General features: G+C 61.4%; 18 protein-coding genes. 8 read left to right on the top strand and 10 right to left on the bottom strand.

The features are described from left to right. Positions 1-14: 14 nt before the first annotated feature. The 9 genes from bioZ to NKH54_RS20325 form a co-directional block, all read right to left on the bottom strand. Entirely contained in the window at positions 15-998 is a 984-nt protein-coding gene (gene bioZ / locus NKH54_RS20365) for a 3-oxopimeloyl-[acyl-carrier-protein] synthase BioZ (RefSeq protein WP_023685574.1), read from the bottom strand. Continuing rightward, positions 995-2,260: an adenosylmethionine--8-amino-7-oxononanoate transaminase gene (locus NKH54_RS20360; RefSeq protein WP_023673641.1), complete on the bottom strand. Its 1,266-nt coding sequence runs from the start codon at positions 2,258-2,260 to the stop codon at positions 995-997. Before NKH54_RS20360 ends, bioZ begins: the two co-directional genes overlap by 4 nt. Continuing rightward, entirely contained in the window at positions 2,260-2,895 is a 636-nt protein-coding gene (gene bioD, locus NKH54_RS20355; RefSeq protein ID WP_023673640.1) for a dethiobiotin synthase, read from the bottom strand. Before bioD ends, NKH54_RS20360 begins: the two co-directional genes overlap by 1 nt. Then, positions 2,892-4,043 carry an 8-amino-7-oxononanoate synthase gene (locus NKH54_RS20350; RefSeq protein ID WP_023673639.1) on the bottom strand — a complete coding sequence of 384 codons (1,152 nt, stop codon included), beginning with the start codon at positions 4,041-4,043 and terminating at the stop codon, positions 2,892-2,894. Before NKH54_RS20350 ends, bioD begins: the two co-directional genes overlap by 4 nt. Next, positions 4,040-5,047 carry a biotin synthase BioB gene (gene bioB, locus NKH54_RS20345; protein ID WP_353028784.1) on the bottom strand — a complete coding sequence of 336 codons (1,008 nt, stop codon included), beginning with the start codon at positions 5,045-5,047 and terminating at the stop codon, positions 4,040-4,042. The genes NKH54_RS20350 and bioB overlap by 4 nt, the downstream gene beginning before the upstream one ends. A gap of 88 nt (positions 5,048-5,135) precedes the next feature. Beyond that, on the bottom strand, positions 5,136-5,990 hold the full coding sequence (gene nadC / locus NKH54_RS20340; protein WP_353028783.1) for a carboxylating nicotinate-nucleotide diphosphorylase: 855 nt from the start codon (positions 5,988-5,990) through the stop codon (positions 5,136-5,138). Further along, positions 5,990-7,531, bottom strand: a complete 1,542-nt coding sequence (locus NKH54_RS20335; protein WP_023750561.1) for an L-aspartate oxidase — start codon at positions 7,529-7,531, stop codon at positions 5,990-5,992. The genes nadC and NKH54_RS20335 overlap by 1 nt, the downstream gene beginning before the upstream one ends. Beyond that, positions 7,528-8,502 carry a quinolinate synthase NadA gene (nadA, locus tag NKH54_RS20330; protein ID WP_023673635.1) on the bottom strand — a complete coding sequence of 325 codons (975 nt, stop codon included), beginning with the start codon at positions 8,500-8,502 and terminating at the stop codon, positions 7,528-7,530. The genes NKH54_RS20335 and nadA overlap by 4 nt, the downstream gene beginning before the upstream one ends. 67 nt (positions 8,503-8,569) lie before the next feature. Then, entirely contained in the window at positions 8,570-9,538 is a 969-nt protein-coding gene (locus NKH54_RS20325) for an NUDIX hydrolase (protein ID WP_023673634.1), read from the bottom strand. A 162-nt stretch (positions 9,539-9,700) separates the two neighbouring features. Between NKH54_RS20325 and panB the strand changes: the two genes are divergently transcribed. The 7 genes from panB to NKH54_RS20290 all read left to right on the top strand — a co-directional run bounded on the left by panB (position 9,701) and on the right by NKH54_RS20290 (position 14,976). Beyond that, positions 9,701-10,561 (top strand): 3-methyl-2-oxobutanoate hydroxymethyltransferase, encoded by an 861-nt coding sequence (gene panB / locus NKH54_RS20320; RefSeq protein ID WP_023707031.1) that lies wholly within the window; start codon positions 9,701-9,703, stop codon positions 10,559-10,561. Further along, the gene (gene panC / locus NKH54_RS20315) at positions 10,558-11,421 is read left to right on the top strand and encodes a pantoate--beta-alanine ligase (protein WP_023740408.1); all 864 of its coding nucleotides are present in this window, start codon (positions 10,558-10,560) and stop codon (positions 11,419-11,421) included. The genes panB and panC overlap by 4 nt, the downstream gene beginning before the upstream one ends. A gap of 93 nt (positions 11,422-11,514) precedes the next feature. Then, complete coding sequence (locus tag NKH54_RS20310) at positions 11,515-12,240, top strand: LuxR family transcriptional regulator (RefSeq protein ID WP_023673631.1); 726 nt, start codon at positions 11,515-11,517, stop codon at positions 12,238-12,240. Positions 12,241-12,332: 92 nt separating this feature from the next. Further along, a complete protein-coding gene (locus NKH54_RS20305; protein WP_023707030.1) occupies positions 12,333-12,965 on the top strand; it encodes an acyl-homoserine-lactone synthase in 633 nt (210 codons plus the stop codon). 22 nt (positions 12,966-12,987) lie between these two features. Further along, complete coding sequence (locus tag NKH54_RS20300) at positions 12,988-13,362, top strand: transcriptional regulator domain-containing protein (RefSeq protein WP_352498917.1); 375 nt, start codon at positions 12,988-12,990, stop codon at positions 13,360-13,362. Positions 13,363-13,420: 58 nt separating this feature from the next. After that, entirely contained in the window at positions 13,421-13,831 is a 411-nt protein-coding gene (locus NKH54_RS20295) for a DUF2285 domain-containing protein (protein WP_023673629.1), read from the top strand. Between the two features lie 170 nt (positions 13,832-14,001). Beyond that, positions 14,002-14,976, top strand: coding sequence for a hypothetical protein (locus tag NKH54_RS20290; RefSeq protein WP_023708080.1), 975 nt, complete (start codon positions 14,002-14,004; stop codon positions 14,974-14,976). A gap of 538 nt (positions 14,977-15,514) precedes the next feature. On the opposite strand, the gene NKH54_RS20285 is transcribed toward NKH54_RS20290, so the two are convergent. Further along, positions 15,515-16,270, bottom strand: a complete 756-nt coding sequence (locus NKH54_RS20285; protein ID WP_023706251.1) for a Crp/Fnr family transcriptional regulator — start codon at positions 16,268-16,270, stop codon at positions 15,515-15,517. Between the two features lie 2,153 nt (positions 16,271-18,423). On the opposite strand from NKH54_RS20285, the gene bluB reads away from it, so the two are divergent. Next, a complete protein-coding gene (gene bluB / locus NKH54_RS20280) occupies positions 18,424-19,059 on the top strand; it encodes a 5,6-dimethylbenzimidazole synthase (RefSeq protein ID WP_023690605.1) in 636 nt (211 codons plus the stop codon). Positions 19,060-19,114: the final 55 nt, after the last annotated feature.

Below are 19,114 nucleotides of genomic sequence, written 5' to 3'. Positions count from 1 at the left end.
CGTGAGCCGGCCGGCTAGATTCCAACCACGAGAGCGCCGCCGCTGAGACCCGCACCCGCCGCCGCCAGAAGGATTTTCTCTCCTGGCTGGAATGGCTTCATCTGGTTGGCGAGCGAGAGCGACAGCGGGACCGTCGCGGCCGAAGAGTTGCCGTATTCGGCAATCGTCTTGACAATTGCTTGGTCCGCAATGCCGAGGTTTCTTCCGACCGCGCCGAAAATCCGAGTATTGGCCTGATGCGGCACAAACCGGCCGACATTGTGTGGCCGCACTCCCGCAGTGGCTAGCGCGGCTGTCGAGCAATCGGTCATCATCTCGACGGCTTTTGCGAACACTTCGGGCCCGTCGGTCATCGTCATCCGGGTCTGCCCGAGGTCGAGGTCGCCATGGAACGGCGTGTTGCTTCCTCCTGCGGGAATCTGGATCAGCCCGTAGCGCGAGCCGTCCGAAGCCACCGAGGCACCGAGAATGCCCCGATCAGCATCATCGCACTGACCGATCACCAGGGCGCCGGCGGCATCGGCGAACAAGACTGAGCTCGCGCGCTCGGCTGGATTGATGCGGCGGCTGAGGATGTTGGCGGCGATGACCAGCGCTGGTTTGCCATGCAGGCGGGTGAACCCGTCCGCAAACATGAGCGCATAGATGAAGCCGGCGCAGGCGCCGGTCAGATCGACCGCGCCTGCGCGGCCAAGGCCAAGCTTGTGTGCGACCAGCGGCGCGCTTGGCGGCAGAAGATGGTCGGGCGTCGAGGTGGCAAGCAACAGCAGACCGATGTCGTGGCGCGCAATACCGGCGTTCACCAGCGCCATGTCGCCAGCCCGGGTGGCAAGACCCGACAGCGTGTCTTCGTCCGTTGCCCAGAAGCGCGAACGGATTCCGGTACGCCTTTCGATCCAGCCCGGCTCGAGGCCGAGATTGCTCTCGATCTCGGCATTGGCCACCTTGCGCCCAGGCACGTGATGGCCAAGTCCGAGAATGCGCGACGACTTGCTCATGGCCTTGACCCGAAGCGTTCCCCGGCCTCCTCGATGGCGTCATAGAGTCGTTCGAGCTCGTCGCCTGCGATGCAATAGGGTGGCAGAAGGTAGAGGACATTGCCGAGCGGGCGCACAAGCAGGCCGCGCTCGAGGAAGAAAGCGCGCAGCTTCGGACCAATCTCGGCGAGATAACCTGCTGAACCGGTTCGCAGGTCGAGCGCCGCGATCGTTCCCGTGGCTCGACAGTCGGCAAAATATGGATTGTCCCGAAAGCGTTGCAGCCCGACGGCCTGCATCACGCTCAAGGCCGTGATCCGCCCGGCCACTGGCTCGTCGCGCCAGATCTCGACATTGGCGAGTGCTGCCGCACAGGCAATCGGATTGGCGGTGTAGGAGCTCGAATGGAAAAACGTCTTCTTCCGGTCCTCGGAATAGTGCGCCCGGAAGATGGCATCGGTGACAAGCGTTACGGCCAGCGGGATGGTGCCGCCAGTCAAGCCTTTGGAGGTGCACAGGATATCTGGAGAAATCGATGCCTGCTCGCAGGCGAACATGGTTCCGGTGCGTCCCCAGCCGGTCATCACCTCGTCGGCGATCAGCAGCGAGCCGGAGGCCTCAGTGATCTTCTTCAATTCGGCCAGAACCGATGCTGGATACATCAGCATGCCGCCGGCGCCCAGCACCAGCGGCTCGACGATCAAGGCTGCGGCTCGTCGATCGCGGGTCACAGCCTCGAAACGATCCAGCGTCTCCTGCTCGTGCCCCGCGGCCGGAAAGGGGATGATGTCGACCTCGAACAGCAAGGGTTCATAGGCGGCGTTGAACACGCCACGCGCACCGACGCTCATCGTTCCAATCGTGTCACCATGATAGCTGTGCTCCATGACGACGATGCGCGAGCGCGGCGCGCCGATGTTGCGGAAATAACCGAGCGCCATCTTCAGCGCGACTTCGACTGAGGTCGAGCCACTGTCGGAATAGAACACCCAGTCGAGTCCAGCGGGAGCGAGGCCGACAAGCGCCTTGGCCAAGCGCTCTGCCGGCTCGTGCGTGAAGCCCGCAAAGATAATCTGGTCGAGGCTCGACGCGGTTGTCTCGATTGCCTTCATGATGCGGGGATGGCGGTGGCCATGTGTGACGACCCACCAGGAGGAGATGGCGTCCAGGATGCGGGCGCCGTCGGCCCTGTGGAGATAGGCGCCCTCAGTCAGGACGATTTCTGGGATCGCAGGCTCGAGTGCGTGCTGGGTGAAGGGATGCCACACATGAGACTGCGACATCAGTCACCTCCAGTAATCGAGGCGAAGGCGAAGCCGGCAACCATTGCGTCCCTCAGTGTTTTGCCCGTCAGCACATCGAGGTGCGGCAGCCTGCCGAGCTGCGGGGCACCGCTGAATTCCACGATGGTCCGTTGCGTATCGGCCATCTCATCGCCGATGAAAGCGATGCCCGCCAACGGGATGGAGCGGGCGCGGAGCGCCTCGACCGATAGCAAGGTGTGGTTGATGGTGCCGAGTGTGGTGCGGGCGCACAGAATAACGGGCAGCCGCCATTCAGCGAAGATGTCGATTAACCTTGTGCGCCGGTTGAGCGGCACCATTAGGCCGCCGGAGCCTTCGATGACGAGCGGCGTCGGTAGGACGGGAAAAGCAAGATCGGCAGCCTTGATCGCCACGCCGTCGATCTCGGCCGAACGATGCGGCGACAGCGGGCTCCGCAAGCGGTAGGCTTCCGGCAGCACGCGCTCTGAGGGCAAGCCGGCAAGCCGCGCGACAACCTCGCTGTCGGTCTCGCCGTCGAGGCCCGATTGCACCGGTTTCCAGTAAAAGCCGTCCAGCAAACCGGCGAGCCCAGCCGCAAACACGGTCTTGCCAACTCCGGTATCCGTTCCGGTGATGACGATGCGTTGGGTCATATCGCCTCCGGTGATGTTTCGGCCAACACCTCGACCAGCGCCTCGACCATGGCGGAAATGTCGGCTTCGCCAATATTGAGTGTCAGTGAGATGCGCAGCCGCGACGTGCCCTCGGGCACGGTCGGAGGACGAACGCCGCGTATGTCGAAGCCGCGGGCCTGCAGGCGCGCCGCCACTGCCATGGTGCGCCTTACATCGCCGATTACTAAGGGCTGGATCTGAGAGCCACTTGGTGTCACACCCCAGCGATTGACCAACCGGCCGGCGCTGGCGACGCGTTCATGCAGCTGAACACGCCGCATAGGCTCGTCGGCGAGCATTGCGAGTGCCTCGCGCGCCACGACCGCCATCAGTGGCGATGGCGCGGTTGCGTAGATGAATGGCCGGCAACGGTTGATCAGATATTCGCACAGTGCCCTCGGCCCGGTGACGAGCCCACCAGATGCGCCGAGCGCCTTGCCGCAGGTGTGGAGCGCTATGATGTTGTCGCGGCCCTCGAAAGCGGCGGCAAGCCCCCGGCCATCCGGTCCCCAGACGCCGGTGGCATGCGCCTCATCAATGACGATGAATGCGCCGTGCCGATCGGCAAGTGCGACCAGGCTCTCCAAAGGCGCGCAGTCGCCATCCATGCTGTAAAGGCTTTCCACCGCGATCCAGACGCATCCCATGCCGCCTGCGACGCGCCAACGTGTAATCGCATCCTCGACAGCGGTGGCGTCGTTGTGCGCGGCCAGCACGAACTGTGCGCGCCCGGCCTGCGCACCCTCATGCATGCTGGCATGGGCGAGCTCATCGACAACCAAAAGATCGCCCTTCTGCGGCAGGGCGCTCAGCAGAGCGAAGTTGGCGATGTAGCCGCTGCCGAAGAACAGCGCGCGGTCGGCTCCAAAGAATGCCGCCGCGTCTGCCTCGAGCTGCTCGTGTTCCGGTGCATTGCCGCGCAACAGCCGCGACCCGGTGGCGCCAACCGGCGTGCCCCGCGCAATCGCCGCCACAACCGCATCGCCAAGTCTTCTGGACGCGGCCAGCCCGAGATAGTCGTTCGACGAGAAGTCCAGCCCGGCGCGGGGCGAAAGCGTCCGCAGCCGGTCCTTGCGCGCTAGCCCCTGCAAGGTCGCATCATAACGGGCAAGCGGCGCCCCGTTCATTGCGCCTCGAGTTCCATCGGATCGATGCCAAGGCGCCGGAACAGCAGGGTATCCTTGTCCTCACCGGGATTGTCCGCCGTCAGCAGCGTGTCGCCGAAGAAGATCGAGTTGGCGCCGGCAAAAAAGCACAGCGCCTGCATCTCGTCAGTCATCGCGGTGCGGCCGGCGGACAGACGGACATGCGATTTCGGCATCATGATGCGCGCCAGCGCGATCACGCGCACGAATTCGATCGGCTCAATGGGCTTGGCGTCTGCAAGCGGCGTACCGGCGATCGGGATCAGCATGTTGATCGGAACGCTTTGCGGATGTTCCGGCAGATTGGCCAGCGTCACCAGCATGTCGATCCGGTCCACCGGCTCCTCGCCCATGCCGACAATGCCTCCACAGCAGACCTTGATGCCGGATTTGCGAACGTGCTCGAGCGTCTCGAGCCGCTCGGCAAAGCTCCGCGTACCGATGATCTGGCTATAGTAGCGTTTTGACGTATCGATGTTGTGGTTGTAGTAGTCGAGACCCGCCTGCTTCAGTCGAGCGGCTTGCTCAAGATCGAGCATGCCGAGTGTCATGCAGGTCTCCAGGCGCAGCGCCTTGACGCCTTCGACCATCGCCACCACCGCATCCATGTCGCGCGCCTTGGGGTTTCGCCAGGCCGCGCCCATGCAATAACGGGTGGCGCCGGCATGACGCGCCTTGGTCGCTTCGGCGATGACGCGCCTGACATCCATCAGCTTGGACGCCTCCAACCCGGTTTCGTGACGCGCCGACTGGCTGCAATAGCCACAATCCTCCGGGCATCCTCCGGTCTTGATGCTGAGCAGCCGGCTGAGCTGGACCTTGTTTGGATCGAAATTCTGGCGGTGCACCGTTTGCGCCAGGAAGAGGAGATTGTTGAAGGGGGCATGGTAAAGTGCCTGAGCCTTCTCCAAGGTCCACGCCCCAAGGTCAGGGGGGTCAGGGGATTGAGCTTGTGGCGATGTCTGCGTTGAACTTGCCGTTTGCATAGTTCCTCCGGTATGACTTGCGGGTCTTTGCTATCTGACTAGTGATCGGAAAGGACAGTTGACCCAATCCTGTTCGTTACTCAGACAATCATGAGCCCCGATGGTCGAGGCCGATATCCAGGATCGGCGCGCTGTGGATGAGTCGGCCGACCGAAATCAGATCAACGCCGGTCGCGGCAACCGCTCGCGCTGTATGCGACGTGATCCCGCCAGAAGCCTCGGTGATAGCGCGGCCACCGACCATTGCGACGGCGCGGCGAAGATCGGGGAGGGACATGTTGTCGAGCAGAACCGCATCGGGAGCGAAGCCAAGTACCTCCTCCAACTGGGCCAGAGTATCGACCTCGACTTCGATCTTGACGAGATGACCGGCCGCTCTTCGTGCTCGCTCGAGCGCTGGCCGGACGCCGCCTGCGATGGCGATGTGGTTGTCCTTGATCAAAATTGCATCGTCCAGGCCGAAGCGGTGATTGGACCCGCCACCTGCGCGCACGGCATACTTTTCGACTGCCCGCAATCCGGGCGTCGTCTTGCGGGTGCAGACGATCTTCGCGCCATATCCACGAACCGCAGCGACGATCGATGCCGTTGCTGTGGCGATGCCGCTCAGATGGCACAAAAAATTGAGTGCCGTCCTTTCGGCTGTGAGAATGGCCCGGGCCGGGCCAACCACTGATGCAATGACCTCTCCATCCACGACATTGCAGCCGTCTGCCCGCTCCACGGAGATTTCGACACCAGGATCAATCAAGCCGAAAGCGAGCATCGCCAGATCGATGCCGGCGACAACTCCGGACTGTCGCGCCACCAACACGGTTCCCGCTTGGTATTCCTTCGGGACGATGGCGTCCGTGGTCAAGTCGCCGGCTCTGCCAAGGTCTTCAAGAAGAGATGCCCGTACAAGCGGCTCAAGCAGGACCGTGGGGAGCGGTGAGAGCATCATCACTTTGCACCTTCGGAGCTTGGCGAGTGTCCGAGTTCCCGCGCAGCCGCCAAGGCGGCTTCGAGCGTGATTTCGGACCGTCGGGCGGCAGTCGCATGATGAGGAAAATCTGTCCGGTAATGAGCGCCGCGGCTTTCTTCGCGCAACAAGGCGGCAACAGCAATCATTAGCCCGACAGCCGCCGGATCCGAGACCGCATCCTTGCTTTCGGCGAGCGGCAATAAGGCACGCGCGGCTGCTTTCAACGCTTGACCATCCCGGACGATGCCGAGTGCGCGCGACAGAAAAACGCGCACGGCTATCGGAGCGGGCGGTGGGTAAACGTTCGCAAACGCAGGCCTTGTTCTGCGCGCAGGCGTTCCGGCGACGCTTTCAGCGACCCAGCGGGCGCACACGATTGCCTCCGTCAAGGAATTGCTGGCGAGCCTGTTGGCGCCATGCAGTCCTGTCGAAGCGACTTCGCCGCAGGCCCACAGCCCCTTGACGGAGGTCCTGCCCGAGCTGTCCACGGCAACGCCACCCATGTGGTAGTGTTGGGCCGGACGAATGGGGATGAGATCGCGCGCGGGATTGATGCCGGCTCCAAGGCAGGCTGATGCGATTGTCGGGAAATGTCGAGCGAATGCCGGGCCTGGCCGTTGTCGGGCATCGAGAAAAACATGGTGGCCGTCCGCAAGATGGTTCCACACGGCGCGGGCCAAGACATCGCGAGGCGCAAGTTCCGCCCCGGGCACGCTCTGGAGAAAAGCCTGGCCGGTTTCATCGATCAGGGCAGCACCTTCGCCTCGCACAGCCTCGCTGACCAGCGCCATAGGGCGTTCTGGGCCGTCAAGCGCGGTCGGGTGGAACTGAATGAATTCGAGGTCGGCTAGGACAGCTCCAGCGCGGGCCGCAAGCGCAAGGCCTTGTCCGCAACTGCCCCAAGGGTTCGTGGTGTCGAGAAACAGTCCCCCGATGCCACCGGTGGCGAGAACCACCCGCCGTGAGCCGAAGAAGAAAGGTGCGATCGAACAGCTCGCCCAGACGCCTCGGATCGCATTCTCTCGCACTGCGAGCCGGCGCGCTTCCACGCCCTCCACGACAACTATCGACGGAGTGGAACGCACAGCCGCGATCAGCGCACGCATGATCTCACGCCCGGTGCCGTCCCCATGCGCATGAACGATGCGACGTCGGCTGTGTGCGGCCTCCAATCCGAGGCACAGTGATCCTTCCGGCGTGCGGTCAAAGCGAACCCCAAAGCCCGCAAGCCCCTCTATGGCCTTGGGCGCGGCTTGGAGGATGCGGCTCGCCACGTCTCTGTCGCAGAGACCATCCCCGGCGGCAACCGTATCGGCCAGGTGCATTGCCGGATCGTCGTCTTCGCCGAAACTTGCAGCCAGGCCCCCCTGGGCCCAGGTGCTCGAGTTGTCAGCTCCCAGCAGCGACCTTGACAGAAGAAGCACCGGCTCCGGCGACAGTTGAAGCGCGGTCATCAGTCCGGCGATGCCGCCGCCGATGATGATGGGCCGCCCGAAGAAGCTGCGGAGGTCGGCGCTCAAACTGCCAGCATCCGTTCGACCGCTAGCCGCGCGCGCCCGGCGATCCCGGGTTCGACGGTTACGACATGGTGGTTCTGCTCGAGCGCCGTGCGGATGTTGGCAAGCGTGATCCGCTTCATATGCGGGCACAAATTGCAGGGCCGGATGAACTCGACCTCTGGGTGCGCTAACGCGACGTTGTCGCTCATTGAGCATTCCGTCATCAGCACGACACGTGGCGGCCTTTGCCTTTCGACATAGTCGGACATGGCAGCCGTCGAGCCGGAAAAATCTGCTTCAGCCACGACGTCGGGCGGGCATTCGGGATGGGCGAGCACGACCACGCCGGGATGGCTTTCGCGCAACTCGCGGATGTCGGCCGGTGTAAAGCGCTCATGCACCTCGCAACGCCCTTTCCAGGCGATGATCTGCACATCTGTCTGAGCGGCGATATTCTGGGCCAGATATTCGTCCGGCAACATGATCACCCGGAGAACCCCAAGGGATTCGACGACCGCCTTGGCGTTGCCGGATGTACAGCAGATATCCGACTCGGCCTTCACTTCGGCGGACGTATTTACATAAGTGATGATCGGAACGCCGGGATAACGCTGGCGCATCAAGCGCACGTCTTCTGCCGTGATTGAGTCCGCCAACGAGCAACCGGCGCTGAGATCCGGAATGAGCACGGTCTTGCCCGGATTGAGGAGCTTGGCCGTTTCGGCCATGAAATGGACGCCGGCCAGCACGATGACTTGCGCCTCGACCGTCGCAGCCGTGCGGGCTAGTGCCAAGCTGTCGCCGACGATGTCGGCCACGCAGTGGAAGATCTCGGGCGTCTGATAATTGTGCGCCAGGATGATCGCGTTGCGCTCGCGCTTCAGCGCAAGGATCGCCTCGATATCCTCGGCGAAAGCCGGCCATTCAATCGGCGGGATCACTCGTCGGACGCGCTCGTAGAGCAACGCGGCCGTAGGCAGCATGGCGCCCATCGACCCCCTCCCGCTTATACTCTAACTGAAAATAACCAGCATATACTTGCTGTGAGTATAAGGGATGTCAACCCCGCGCCAGCGGCAATTTTGTCCCGGCGATGAGCCTATCGTCGAGAACGGCGTGGCGGAAACGGAAAAGCTTCGCTGGCCGGCCGCCGGTCTCAGTGGTGGCCTCTCCGGTCTCCTCGACCAGCTCCTGCTGTTCGATCAGTCGGCGAAAGTTCGGCTTGTGGATGAGCCTGCCGGCGAGCGCCTCCACGGTTCGCTGCAGCTGCAAAAGCGTGAAGACCGGCGGCATCAGCTCAAAGACGACTGGGCGGTATTTGATCTTGGAGCGCAGCCGCGCAATGCCGGTCGCCACGATGCGGCGATGATCGGCGACCATGGACTTGCTGGGCACCAGCGGCGGGGGTCCTGCGTCCCGCCCTCTTACGGCCTCTTGGACCAGGCCTGCTTCGTAGACTAACTCATAGCGTTGAAGCGTGAGTTCCTCGTTCCAAAGGCGGTCGTCGAAGCCAAAGGCTATCGTCGCCCGCTGCCAGCGTTCACGTCGCGTGGCCGAATCGCCAACCCCGTTTGCCCATTCGATCAGGCGCGGCCGCAGAACGTCCAGCACGACCGCAGGCGTGCCGGAGCGGTGGTCCTCCCATGGAAAATATTCATACCAACTCTGCCATCCGCACTTGGGCGAGCCCGCTGCCTGTTCCTTGCGCGTCAATGCCAGATAGCTGATGGAGATGACGCGCTGCTGGCGCTCGGCGCCGATGCGATCCCGATCCGCGAACGTGTAGAGTTGCTCAATGTACCCCAGCCGATGGCCGGTTTGCTGCTCGACCCACCCCCTCAAGCCGGATTGCAGCGATCGGTGCTCAAGCGCAAAGGGACCGGAGGGCAAGGTGTCCGCCTGGCCGATGGTGAGGACACAGGGTTGACTGCCGTTTACGGCGACCACAAAGGCGATCAAGTCCACTTTGACGTTGTCGGCCTTGCCGGCGGCTCTGTCTTTCCTGAGTCCTATTGCCTGATCGTCCATTATTTGGCCAACTCGGGGGCACCTTAATCGATTTAGTGTAAGCGTGCCAATTGGCACGTCAACACCCCGCAGCTGCATGGCCATTTTTTTGCTCTTCGCACCTGCACAAAAATGTGCCAAAGGCGACAGCCGCAGCTGGTAACGTAGGGGAAGGAGGGTCCCATGAGCGCTTATGGTGACACCAGGGCGATCACACCGCCGGATATTCGTTCGCGCAAAGGTGGGACGCCGCTCGTCTGCCTTACCGCCTACACCACCCCAGTCGCCCGGCTTGTCGATCCCCATTGTGATGTGGTGCTCGTCGGCGACAGCGTCGGCATGGTTCTCCACGGCCTGCCCTCGACGCTCGGTGTCACGCTGGAGATGATGATCACGCACGGCCAGGCGGTGCGCCGTGGCATCAAGCAGGCGCTGATGGTGGTCGACCTGCCGTTCGGTTCCTACGAGGAAAGCCCAGAGCAGGCTTTCCGCAATGCCGCGCGCGTCATGGCCGAGACCGGCTGCACGGCCGTCAAGCTCGAAGGCGGCGAAGCGATGGCAGAGACGATCGGCTTCCTCGCCGCACGCGGCGTGCCCGTCATGGCCCATGTCGGATTGACGCCGCAGGCCATCAACACCATCGGTGGCTACCGCGTACAGGGCAGGGGCGGGGATGCCGAGCGCATCAGGCGCGACGCAATTGCGGTGGGCGAAGCGGGCGCCTTTGCGGTCGTCCTGGAGAAGGTTCCTGAGGCGCTCGCCCGCCGGATCACCAAGGAGGTGGCGACCCCGACCATTGGCATCGGTGCCTCGGCAGCCTGTGACGGCCAGATTCTCGTCGTCGACGACATGCTGGGCCTCTTCGGCGACTTCCGGCCCAAGTTCGTCAAGCGCTATGCTGAACTCCGGGAGGCGGCTGCGGCTGCGATCGCTTCCTATGCGCGCGAGGTGAAGGAGCGCCAGTTTCCCGCCGCAGAGCACGTGTTTGCCGATGCGCCCAAGCCCGCCGACACGGACGCCACCAAGAGCGGAGAAGCAGCGTGAGCGTGCCGATCGTCAGGAGCGTTGACCAGCTTCGCGAAAGCGTCGCCGCATGGCGCTGCGAAGGTGTGAGGATAGCCCTGGTGCCAACGATGGGCGTCCTGCATGAGGGCCATCTCAGCCTGGTGCGCGCTGCACTCGAGAAGGCAGACCGTGTGATAGTGACGCTCTTCGTCAACCCGAAGCAATTCAACAGCCAGGCCGATCTTGCCGCGTATCCCCGCACCGAGGACGAGGATGCCGCCAAACTGGCACCGGTTGGCGCGCACCTGCTTTATGCGCCAGATGCAGAGGAGATGTATCCGGCGGGCTTCGCCACCACCGTTTCGGTTTGCGGTGTCAGCGAAGGCCTGTGCGGTACATTCCGGCCGGGGCATTTCGACGGCGTGGCGACCGTCGTCGCCAAGCTCTTCCTGCAGACCAGCGCTGACTTCGGCTTCTTTGGCGAAAAGGACTTTCAGCAAATTCACCTGGTCAGGCGCATGGCCCGGGATCTGGATATTCCAATCACCATTGTTGCCTGTCCGACAGTCCGTGAAGCCGACGGTCTTGCGTTATCATCGCGCAATGTGCGGCTCTCGCCAGCGGAACGCGCTGTTGCTCCCAAGCTATCATCGGTCCTGCTCAAGACGGCTGAGCGGCTTGAGCGCGGCTCACCCATCCTGCCAACGCTTGCAGAATCTCGCGCAGCAATTCTGGCTGCAGGCTATCGCGAGGTCGAATACCTGGAACTTCGCGATGAGGCAGATCTGCACCCGATAACAAGCCTCGATCGACCGGCACGGTTGCTTGCCGCCGCCTGGCTCGGCGGCACACGGCTCATAGACAACGTCAGACTATTTCGGATTGGTTCAACAGATTAGCCACGTTCTCGGCACGCGCCGTATTCGTCCGGGATCATCTAAAACAAGGTCTCTGCCTGGCATTGAGCGTTACGGAGGTTACGCACAGGACACATGCATCGCGTGTTTGAGAACTTCGTCGAGCAACTGTCTGCAAGTGTTGATGCTGCCGATCTCTGTGAGGCAATGGCCTCCGCTGCAGCCGGCTTCGACTTCCCGCTATTCGCCTATTTCACCTACCCGTCAGCCTCCGGCGACGCCCCCCAATTGATTTCAAACTATCCTTCATCCTGGACGTCACGTTATCTGCAACAGCGGTACCACAGTCTCGATCCGGTCATCCTGCGCGGGCTGCAAGGCTGGGATACATTCGATTGGGGTGTGGATCGCGCTCGGCACGGTCTGCCGAATTCGCAGCAACAAATTCTAGAGAGTGCGGCTGAGTTTGGCATCTGCGGCGGCCTGACGATGTCCATGCATGATCATCTCGGCCGGTTTGCTGCCCTGACCTTTGCTTCCGACGAGTCCCGTCCGCCTCTGTTGCGGTCACTGGCACGTTACGAAAAAGCATTGCAGCTGGTGGCCATCAACTTTCATATCCATGTCCGGCGAAGGCTCGCCGATCATCGCGTGGTGGATGGTGTAACGCTCACCCCGCGGGAGTTCGAGTGTCTGAAATGGGCGGCGCGCGGCAAGTCGGCTTGGGATACTAGCCAGCTTCTCGGCGTCTCAAAGCGCACCGTGACCTTTCATCTGGAAAACGCCAAGGCAAAGTTTGGCGTTCGAACGATCAACCAAGCCGTTGCACGAATGGCTGCCTCCGGCCTGACGAGATCCTGATTCTCAGCCACGATACCTGTAAACCTCTACAGGCTGCATCGCTGTCAGCTTTGCCCTTCGATGGCGGGAACACATCCCACATGGAGGCGACCATGATGCAACTGATAGCACCAGACTTTTACAGTGATTTTGCAGGCGAGCTCAAAGAGATGCACGGGCTCAGGTTTCGGGTGTTCAAGGAAAGGCTCGATTGGGAAGTTGATACCGAAGACCAGATGGAATCCGATCCGTTTGATGCTCTCAAGCCTGTCTATCTGCTCCTCAAAGGATCCGACTGGCGAATTCGCGGTTGCGTGCGTCTTTTGCCCAGCACCGGACCCACAATGTTGCGCGACACCTTCCCGGTGCTGCTGGGTGCTGACGTCGTGCCCTCGACCACCGACATATGGGAGAGCAGTCGTTTCGCGCTCGATCTTCCTCCGTCGGCGCCCAAGGCAGCGGGCGGGCTGGCTCAGGCGACCTACGAGCTCTTCGCGGGCATGATCGAGTTCGGCTTGGCCAAGGATCTGACCCGGATCGTAACGGTGACGGACACGCGCATGGAGCGGATCCTCCGCCTTGCTACGTGGCCATTGTCGCGCATCGGAGAACCCAAGTGCGTCGGCAAAACGGAGGCGGTGGCTGGGTTTCTCGAGATTTCCCACGCGAGCCTTTTGCGCATCCGCAGCAGGGGACGTCTGAGCGGACCGGTACTGTGGCAACCGGTTCTAGGCCCGTCAGCATAGCGCCATTGTGGACACCTGTGCCATGAAGGATGCTGGTTTGTCCAAGGAAGCGACGGTCGGCCTTGTATGCTGGCCGGACTGGCGTCGCCAGGACGCTTACCACTACGCCAGACGATTGCCACGCACTGGCTGGGCCTGGGAGTTTCTTCGGCGCAATCCACAATTCCAGCGCGACCACGCCAAAATGGCACCGTCCGCCTGCTTTGTCGGAACCCAGGCCGACATGAAGATAATCGAGTTGACGACAGAATCAGCTTTCCTAAGACAATGGAGCCTCCTTTTTCGCGGACGCGCCACAGTCGGACGCTACATCGGCGAGGGTCTTTTGGGATCCGCGCGATTGCGCCTGTATTCTACGAGCGGCCGCGGAGCCGCTGGGGCTCGACCACGATTTTGAACCGCTTCACCTTTCTTCGCTCTCATGCTGCAAGGACATCCTGCTGACAGCTGCGGGCATGCAGCACGTGCTGCTGAGGGAGAACTGCCGGAGTCTGCAGATCGCCGTTTCCGGTGCGTCCGTACTCCGCCCGTTGCGGCTATATGTCGACGCGATCCTTCAGCCGCAGCACCTCAAGTTCCATGTCGCTGCCCTTCAGTTCCTGAACGACATCAATGATTGCCGCCGCGTGTCAGCTGCTTGCTTTCCGCCGGAACACCGCGGAGCGCGTCTGCGTATTGTACTGCAGGCTTTGGATGGCTCGCTGGCGGGAGCATCTCATCAGGAGGTCGCCATTGCCTTGTTCGGGAGACGCCGTGTCGAAGAAGATTGGCGTCATCCAGGCGGCCATCTTCGCGATCAGGTACGTCGCGCCATCCAACGCGGCCGCTACCTGATGGGCGGCGGCTACAGACAGTTCCTGAGGTAATTGGAGTGGTTGCGATTGTCTTATACGAACGCGCAACCTCCATTTTCTCACTGCAATGGTGCGTTGCACAAAACGTGGCAAGCGCCTAGTTCTTCCGCGGCGAATCGGGTTTCGGCGAAACACCGGGACCCAACTTCGTCGATAAGTGCATTCATGACCTGAGGACCCCGATGACCGTTATGAACTCCGACAAAGCCGGCGCTGCAAGCCTTGAGACAATCGCGCGAAACGGCAGCATGCTGCGTCGCATAGCCGTACGCATTCCGACCTACCTGTCGGATATTCGCGAGAACCCGGCGTGGCTGCCCATGTTCATGTTGGCGCGCACCATGCCGGCACGGAGAATGCACTGGCGCGGTGCAAAGCCGGTCCGAAGGCCGCAAAGAGCCCAGGACACGATGTTTGCCGGTGTCAATTGCCACGACGTTGTCGACGCGCTGCGGATGGATGGGCTTTTTCCCGGCCTTGTCCTGCCTGCAATGGTGGCTGAAGATGTAGCCGCATTCGCCAGGTGCACACCTTGTTTCGGCAATTTCGATCGCCGACTCGAGTTCATGCCGGCGGAGCATGCGGAGGCTGAGGCGCGATTTGGCCGTCCGTTGCTCAGCGGCCATTATTTCGAGCGCATTCTGGGCTGTAAGTCGGCCGTTGCCATCCAAAACGATCCGCTGCTCATGGATATCGCGGCGCACTATCTCGGCGGCCAGGCGACGCTGATCACGACGCGCGTCTGGTGGAGCTTCCCGACCGGCCAGGCGTCGGACGCGGACAAGAACCTGGCTTCGCTCGGCAAATACCACTTCGACCTGGACGACTGGCGGATGCTGAAGTTCTTTTTCTATCTGGTGCCCGTCGACGAGGGGACCGGCCCGCATATCTATGTTCGCGGCAGCCATGATCGCCGCGCCCTCAAGCACCAATTTACGCTTGTCGTCGGCCATCCAGCGCAAGAGATTCTGGACGTCTACGGCAAGCAGAGTCCGGTCACGCTGACCGGCAAGGCCGGTTTCGGTTTCGTCGAGGATCCGTTCGGGTTCCATATGGGCACCGTGCCGTCGCACAGGCCACGGCTGATGATGGAAGTTGGCTTCGGCGTTTCTCCTCCATCGCGCCGCCGCTTCCATGGCGAGCCTGTGATCCGCTGATTTCGAAAAGTCCCGAAACAGCCTTCCCGTTGTGAGGGAAGATAAGGCTATGCCGCCAATCGATCTGTTCCGGGCCAAAAGCGGTTGTCTGCATATGCCCTGAACTTGGCTGGTGCAATGAGTCTCGCCATTGCTCCAGCCAGCGCATCAGTGCCTGTTTAATCGAGGTTAGATGGCAGTGCGCCCAAGAGATCCTCCTCGATATCGCCTGCCGCGCGAAGCCTCAGATGCTCTTCGAAAACCTCCTTTACGGACCGAGTCGTCTCGGGTCTCCTTTGAGTGGCCGGAAGGTGGTGCACAGCCGTATCGTGCTTCGGGATCCTGAACGAAGGCGAGGGGCGGTTTGTTCCTCGCGCGGCGCATGCAGCGGTGCCGGCATGACAGCTTCGTCGTGGATCCCGATGCTCGGCAACGTCGGCGGTGAAGGCTCTGTCTAGGCGGCTTACGTGACTCCAATGCAGGAGATCGACCATCTCCTGTTCGAGCACATTCGTTGGCGATCACCGTCGCGGCGCTACGGACGCCGCGGCGCCTGCGATCAATGCAGTTTGCCGACTAGCCGAGCGTATTCGGCTTCAGCCCTGCCATATGACCCATCTGCCAGCGCAATTAGACGCGCGCGATCAAGAATGACTACCTCTCCTCGCATTGAGCGTATCAGACCTTGGCCCTCCAAGGTTTGCAGCGCTATGGTGACGCCGGGCCGCCTGACACCGAGCATAACTGATAAGAACTCGTGCGTAATCGCAAAGCTGTTCCCGTCGACGCGATCATCACACATCACCAGCCATCTTGAGAGCCTGTCGACTATGTTCATCCGGGCATTGCTGAGCGCGGTGAAGCTTGCCTGGAGGTGAAAGTAGTGAACGTAGCGGAGCAGAAAACTTCGCAGGGTTGGGCTTGTCAAAAGCGCCTTGGTGAAGAGGCCCGCATCGATAACAAAGGCTCGGGCCTCTAATTGGACGTAACAATCGTGCGTTGACCGGTCATCGCCCATGATAAGCGCTGAGCCGGTCATACCCTCACAACCTATGATTCCGATCTCAGCTTCAATACCAGGCCGCAGTTCGCCCACCACTGACCCGAGACCGCTCTCGAAGAAGTACACGGTTCTGATTGGAGACCCCGCCACTTCGAGATGCGTCTTCAGTCCAAGGGAGACGCTTTCCAAATGAGGTTGCAGCAAGGCCAAATCTGCCGAGCACATTCGAAGCAGCAGCGAATTGCGATAGATGGAATTTTGGCGGGTGTCGCATTGCGCGGCAGTGTGAGTTCGTGAACTGGAGTCTGTCATAGCTCCCTCTCCCTATTGGGGCGGAAGCATGTTGATCGCTCACAGCCGACGGACGCCCTTAGAGTTGCCGTCGATGGCACACTGTATGCCTGCCGACCGCGGTTGTCCCATTTTTTAATCAATTACGTTAATCGGCCCGAGCCAAGCTTTGGCGCACCCGCTCTAACGCGGCATTCAGATGCTCCAGAAATTCGTCATCGCTTTTGGTCGCCAAGCCGACTTGTCGAGCGCGAGTTACAATGCGCTCCTGGAGTGAAACCGCTGTCTCATAGTGGTCCACGATCATCTGAAATGAAGCGCTCATTGGGGCGGATTCAAAGAGCTGTGCCATTCTGGCAATGTAGTTCCAAGATGATGAGAGTCCATGCGGCCGCCGCTTGGGTAACAATCGTACAATATACCTAAGACTGGCCGCGCTCTTTGGTTATCCTCCCAGAAATCCGTAGCCTCGCGAGGCGCAGCTTCTCTTCGCCCTCCGACCTCGTGACCGGCGGACCAGTCCCGGCTTCAGCCATTCGGCCTTGTTCTTCTTATGCTCCTTCGGGACCGGGCCGCCGACCTCGCCCTGCACACGATTCCACAGCGTTTGCCTCTTGTAGGCCTTGAAGGCTACTATCGGCCGCCCTTGTAGGGCCGCTTTCAGCCATGATCACCTCGGGGCGCTGAACGAAGCGCGTGCTTGTCGACTCTGTCGGTCGTCGCAGACGCTTACGGAGGCCTCACCGCAGAGGGCGATGCGAACTCCGGCTCGACGACGGCTGTCAAATCAGACTGCTGTGGATGCACTACCAGCGATCGGTACTAGGATTCTCGACCTCGGTAATAAGCTGGTCTGTACGGCTAGCGACCTTCCTGCCTAGCAATATCAAAAGTCAAACCCCGCCGAAGATGCATATGCCTGGCAGCACGCGTCGGTCTTTGGCCACGCATCTGCCAAACCGAAATCAAGTAGCCCGCCATCGTGCGCCCTCAACGCGATCTTGATCATTGCAGTGGGGCAATAACTTATCTCTTTGGAGCTTGGTGGTGATATATAGGCGCCCAAGCCAGCGCTAATATTGCATGGAGCTAAAACGCCCGCTAAGATTTCTTGGGTGTTAGCTGGCGGGTGTTTGATGCGGTTTCATCGTCTAGGCGCGGTCGCTCTGGGTCTGGCGTCCTTCATCAGCAGCGCTCATGGCCAAGAATCCTGCGACCCTAACTACACAGGCGCCTGTGTTCCAATCGCCAGCGATGTCGACTGTTCCTCCGGAAAGGGCAATGGTCCCGCATACGTACACGGGCCGGTCTCTGTCGTAGGCACCGATATCTATGATCTTGACCGAGACGGCGACGGAATAGGTTGCGAAAACGGCTAGAGGAGGCAAGTCGCCCTCCAACTTCATGACGGCACCAGCCCATCCATGGTGCCGGCATGGTCCCACTGATGCTCTCTCCTTGTGAACGGCATCCAATCTTTTCGGCGGGCTTGAACAGCGGCCACCTTTGGCGGCTATCGAGGGGCTGATGATAGATTCCATTCCAGCTCTTTCTAATGTGTCGTCCGAACAGTGAACGAAAGTAGAACAGATAATTCAAGCGCGAATTGACTGTGAGAGGGATGAGCTGCAATTTGGGTCAGGCCTGACGCTGGTGGAAGACGAAATTGCGGTGGCGACTGGAAGCTCAGCGATGCCCCAAATGAAACTGGGCAGCTGGTGCTGTCCGCTGCGGCGCTATGATGTCAGACGATGGTATCGGCCGAATGACCTGGGGAATCTTCGGGGACGTCGAGGCCGACGTGGTCGGAAGCAAACTGAGTTGCAGGCGGTGCGGCAGGACGAGTATATGCAAGCTGAGACGCCTGTCGCAGTCTCCGCGTTCCAGGCCGACGTTCTCCGCATTCCGAGGCCTGGTGAGCGATACGGGTGCGCCTGAGTGTCAATGGCGCATCTATCAACGGCCTGGTACGCGATTCACCGCCGTGCGAGCTGATCGAAACGGGCTTGGTCGATTGCATCGTAATAGCGCCGCCCACCAGGAAACATTTTTCTATCGTTTGCGGTTGGGGCCGCATGACGCGATTGTCGGACGCAACAAGCCAGCTTGGCAATGGGCAGTAGGCTGTCCACACTGTACTCCCTAGTGTCCAATACATACCTAACGAGACCGCCATGCCGTCACCTCCAGATTTCACCGACGATTTTCGCTCCGGGCTGATCACGCTGCTGCGCTGGCGCAGGGATGTGCGGCGCTTCGAGCCGACGGCTCTGCCGGAGGGTACGCTGGAACGCCTGCTCGAGCTCGCCAGCACTGCGCCCTCCGTTGGCCTCAGCCAGCCCTGGCGCTTCGTAGTCGTCGACAGCCTCAAGCGGCGCACTGCCGTGAGAGACTGCTTCGAGCGCTGCAATGCCGAGGCGCTCACGCGCTTTTCGGGAGAGCGCGCCGCACTCTATGCCCGGCTGAAGCTTGCCGGGCTCGACGAGGCGCCCTGTCAGTTCGCGGTCTTCGCCGACCGCACGACCCGGCAAGGCCATGGGCTCGGTCGCATGACCATGGCGGCGACCATCGACTATTCGGCCGTCATGGCAGTGCACACACTGTGGGTGGCGGCGCGGGCGGAGGGCATCGGCATGGGCTGGGTGTCGATCCTCGATGCGACCGAGATGGCCGAAATTCTCGACACGCCGCCCGAATGGACGCTGATCGGCTATTTCTGCCTCGGCTATGCCAGCGAGGAGCACGACATACCGACCTTGGAACGCGAATGCTGGGAACATCGGCGGCCGCCGGTGGTGATCAGGCGGTAGTGGGGCTGCCCATCATTCGCCTCTTCCTTGGCGATGAGCTTGACGCAGATCGGGT

The organism is Mesorhizobium sp. M1004 (assembly GCF_040318795.1).
Classification (GTDB): domain Bacteria; phylum Pseudomonadota; class Alphaproteobacteria; order Rhizobiales; family Rhizobiaceae; genus Mesorhizobium.
The sequence above is the reverse complement of the archived record's forward strand: the minus strand, read 5'-3'. Positions and strand labels throughout refer to the sequence as shown.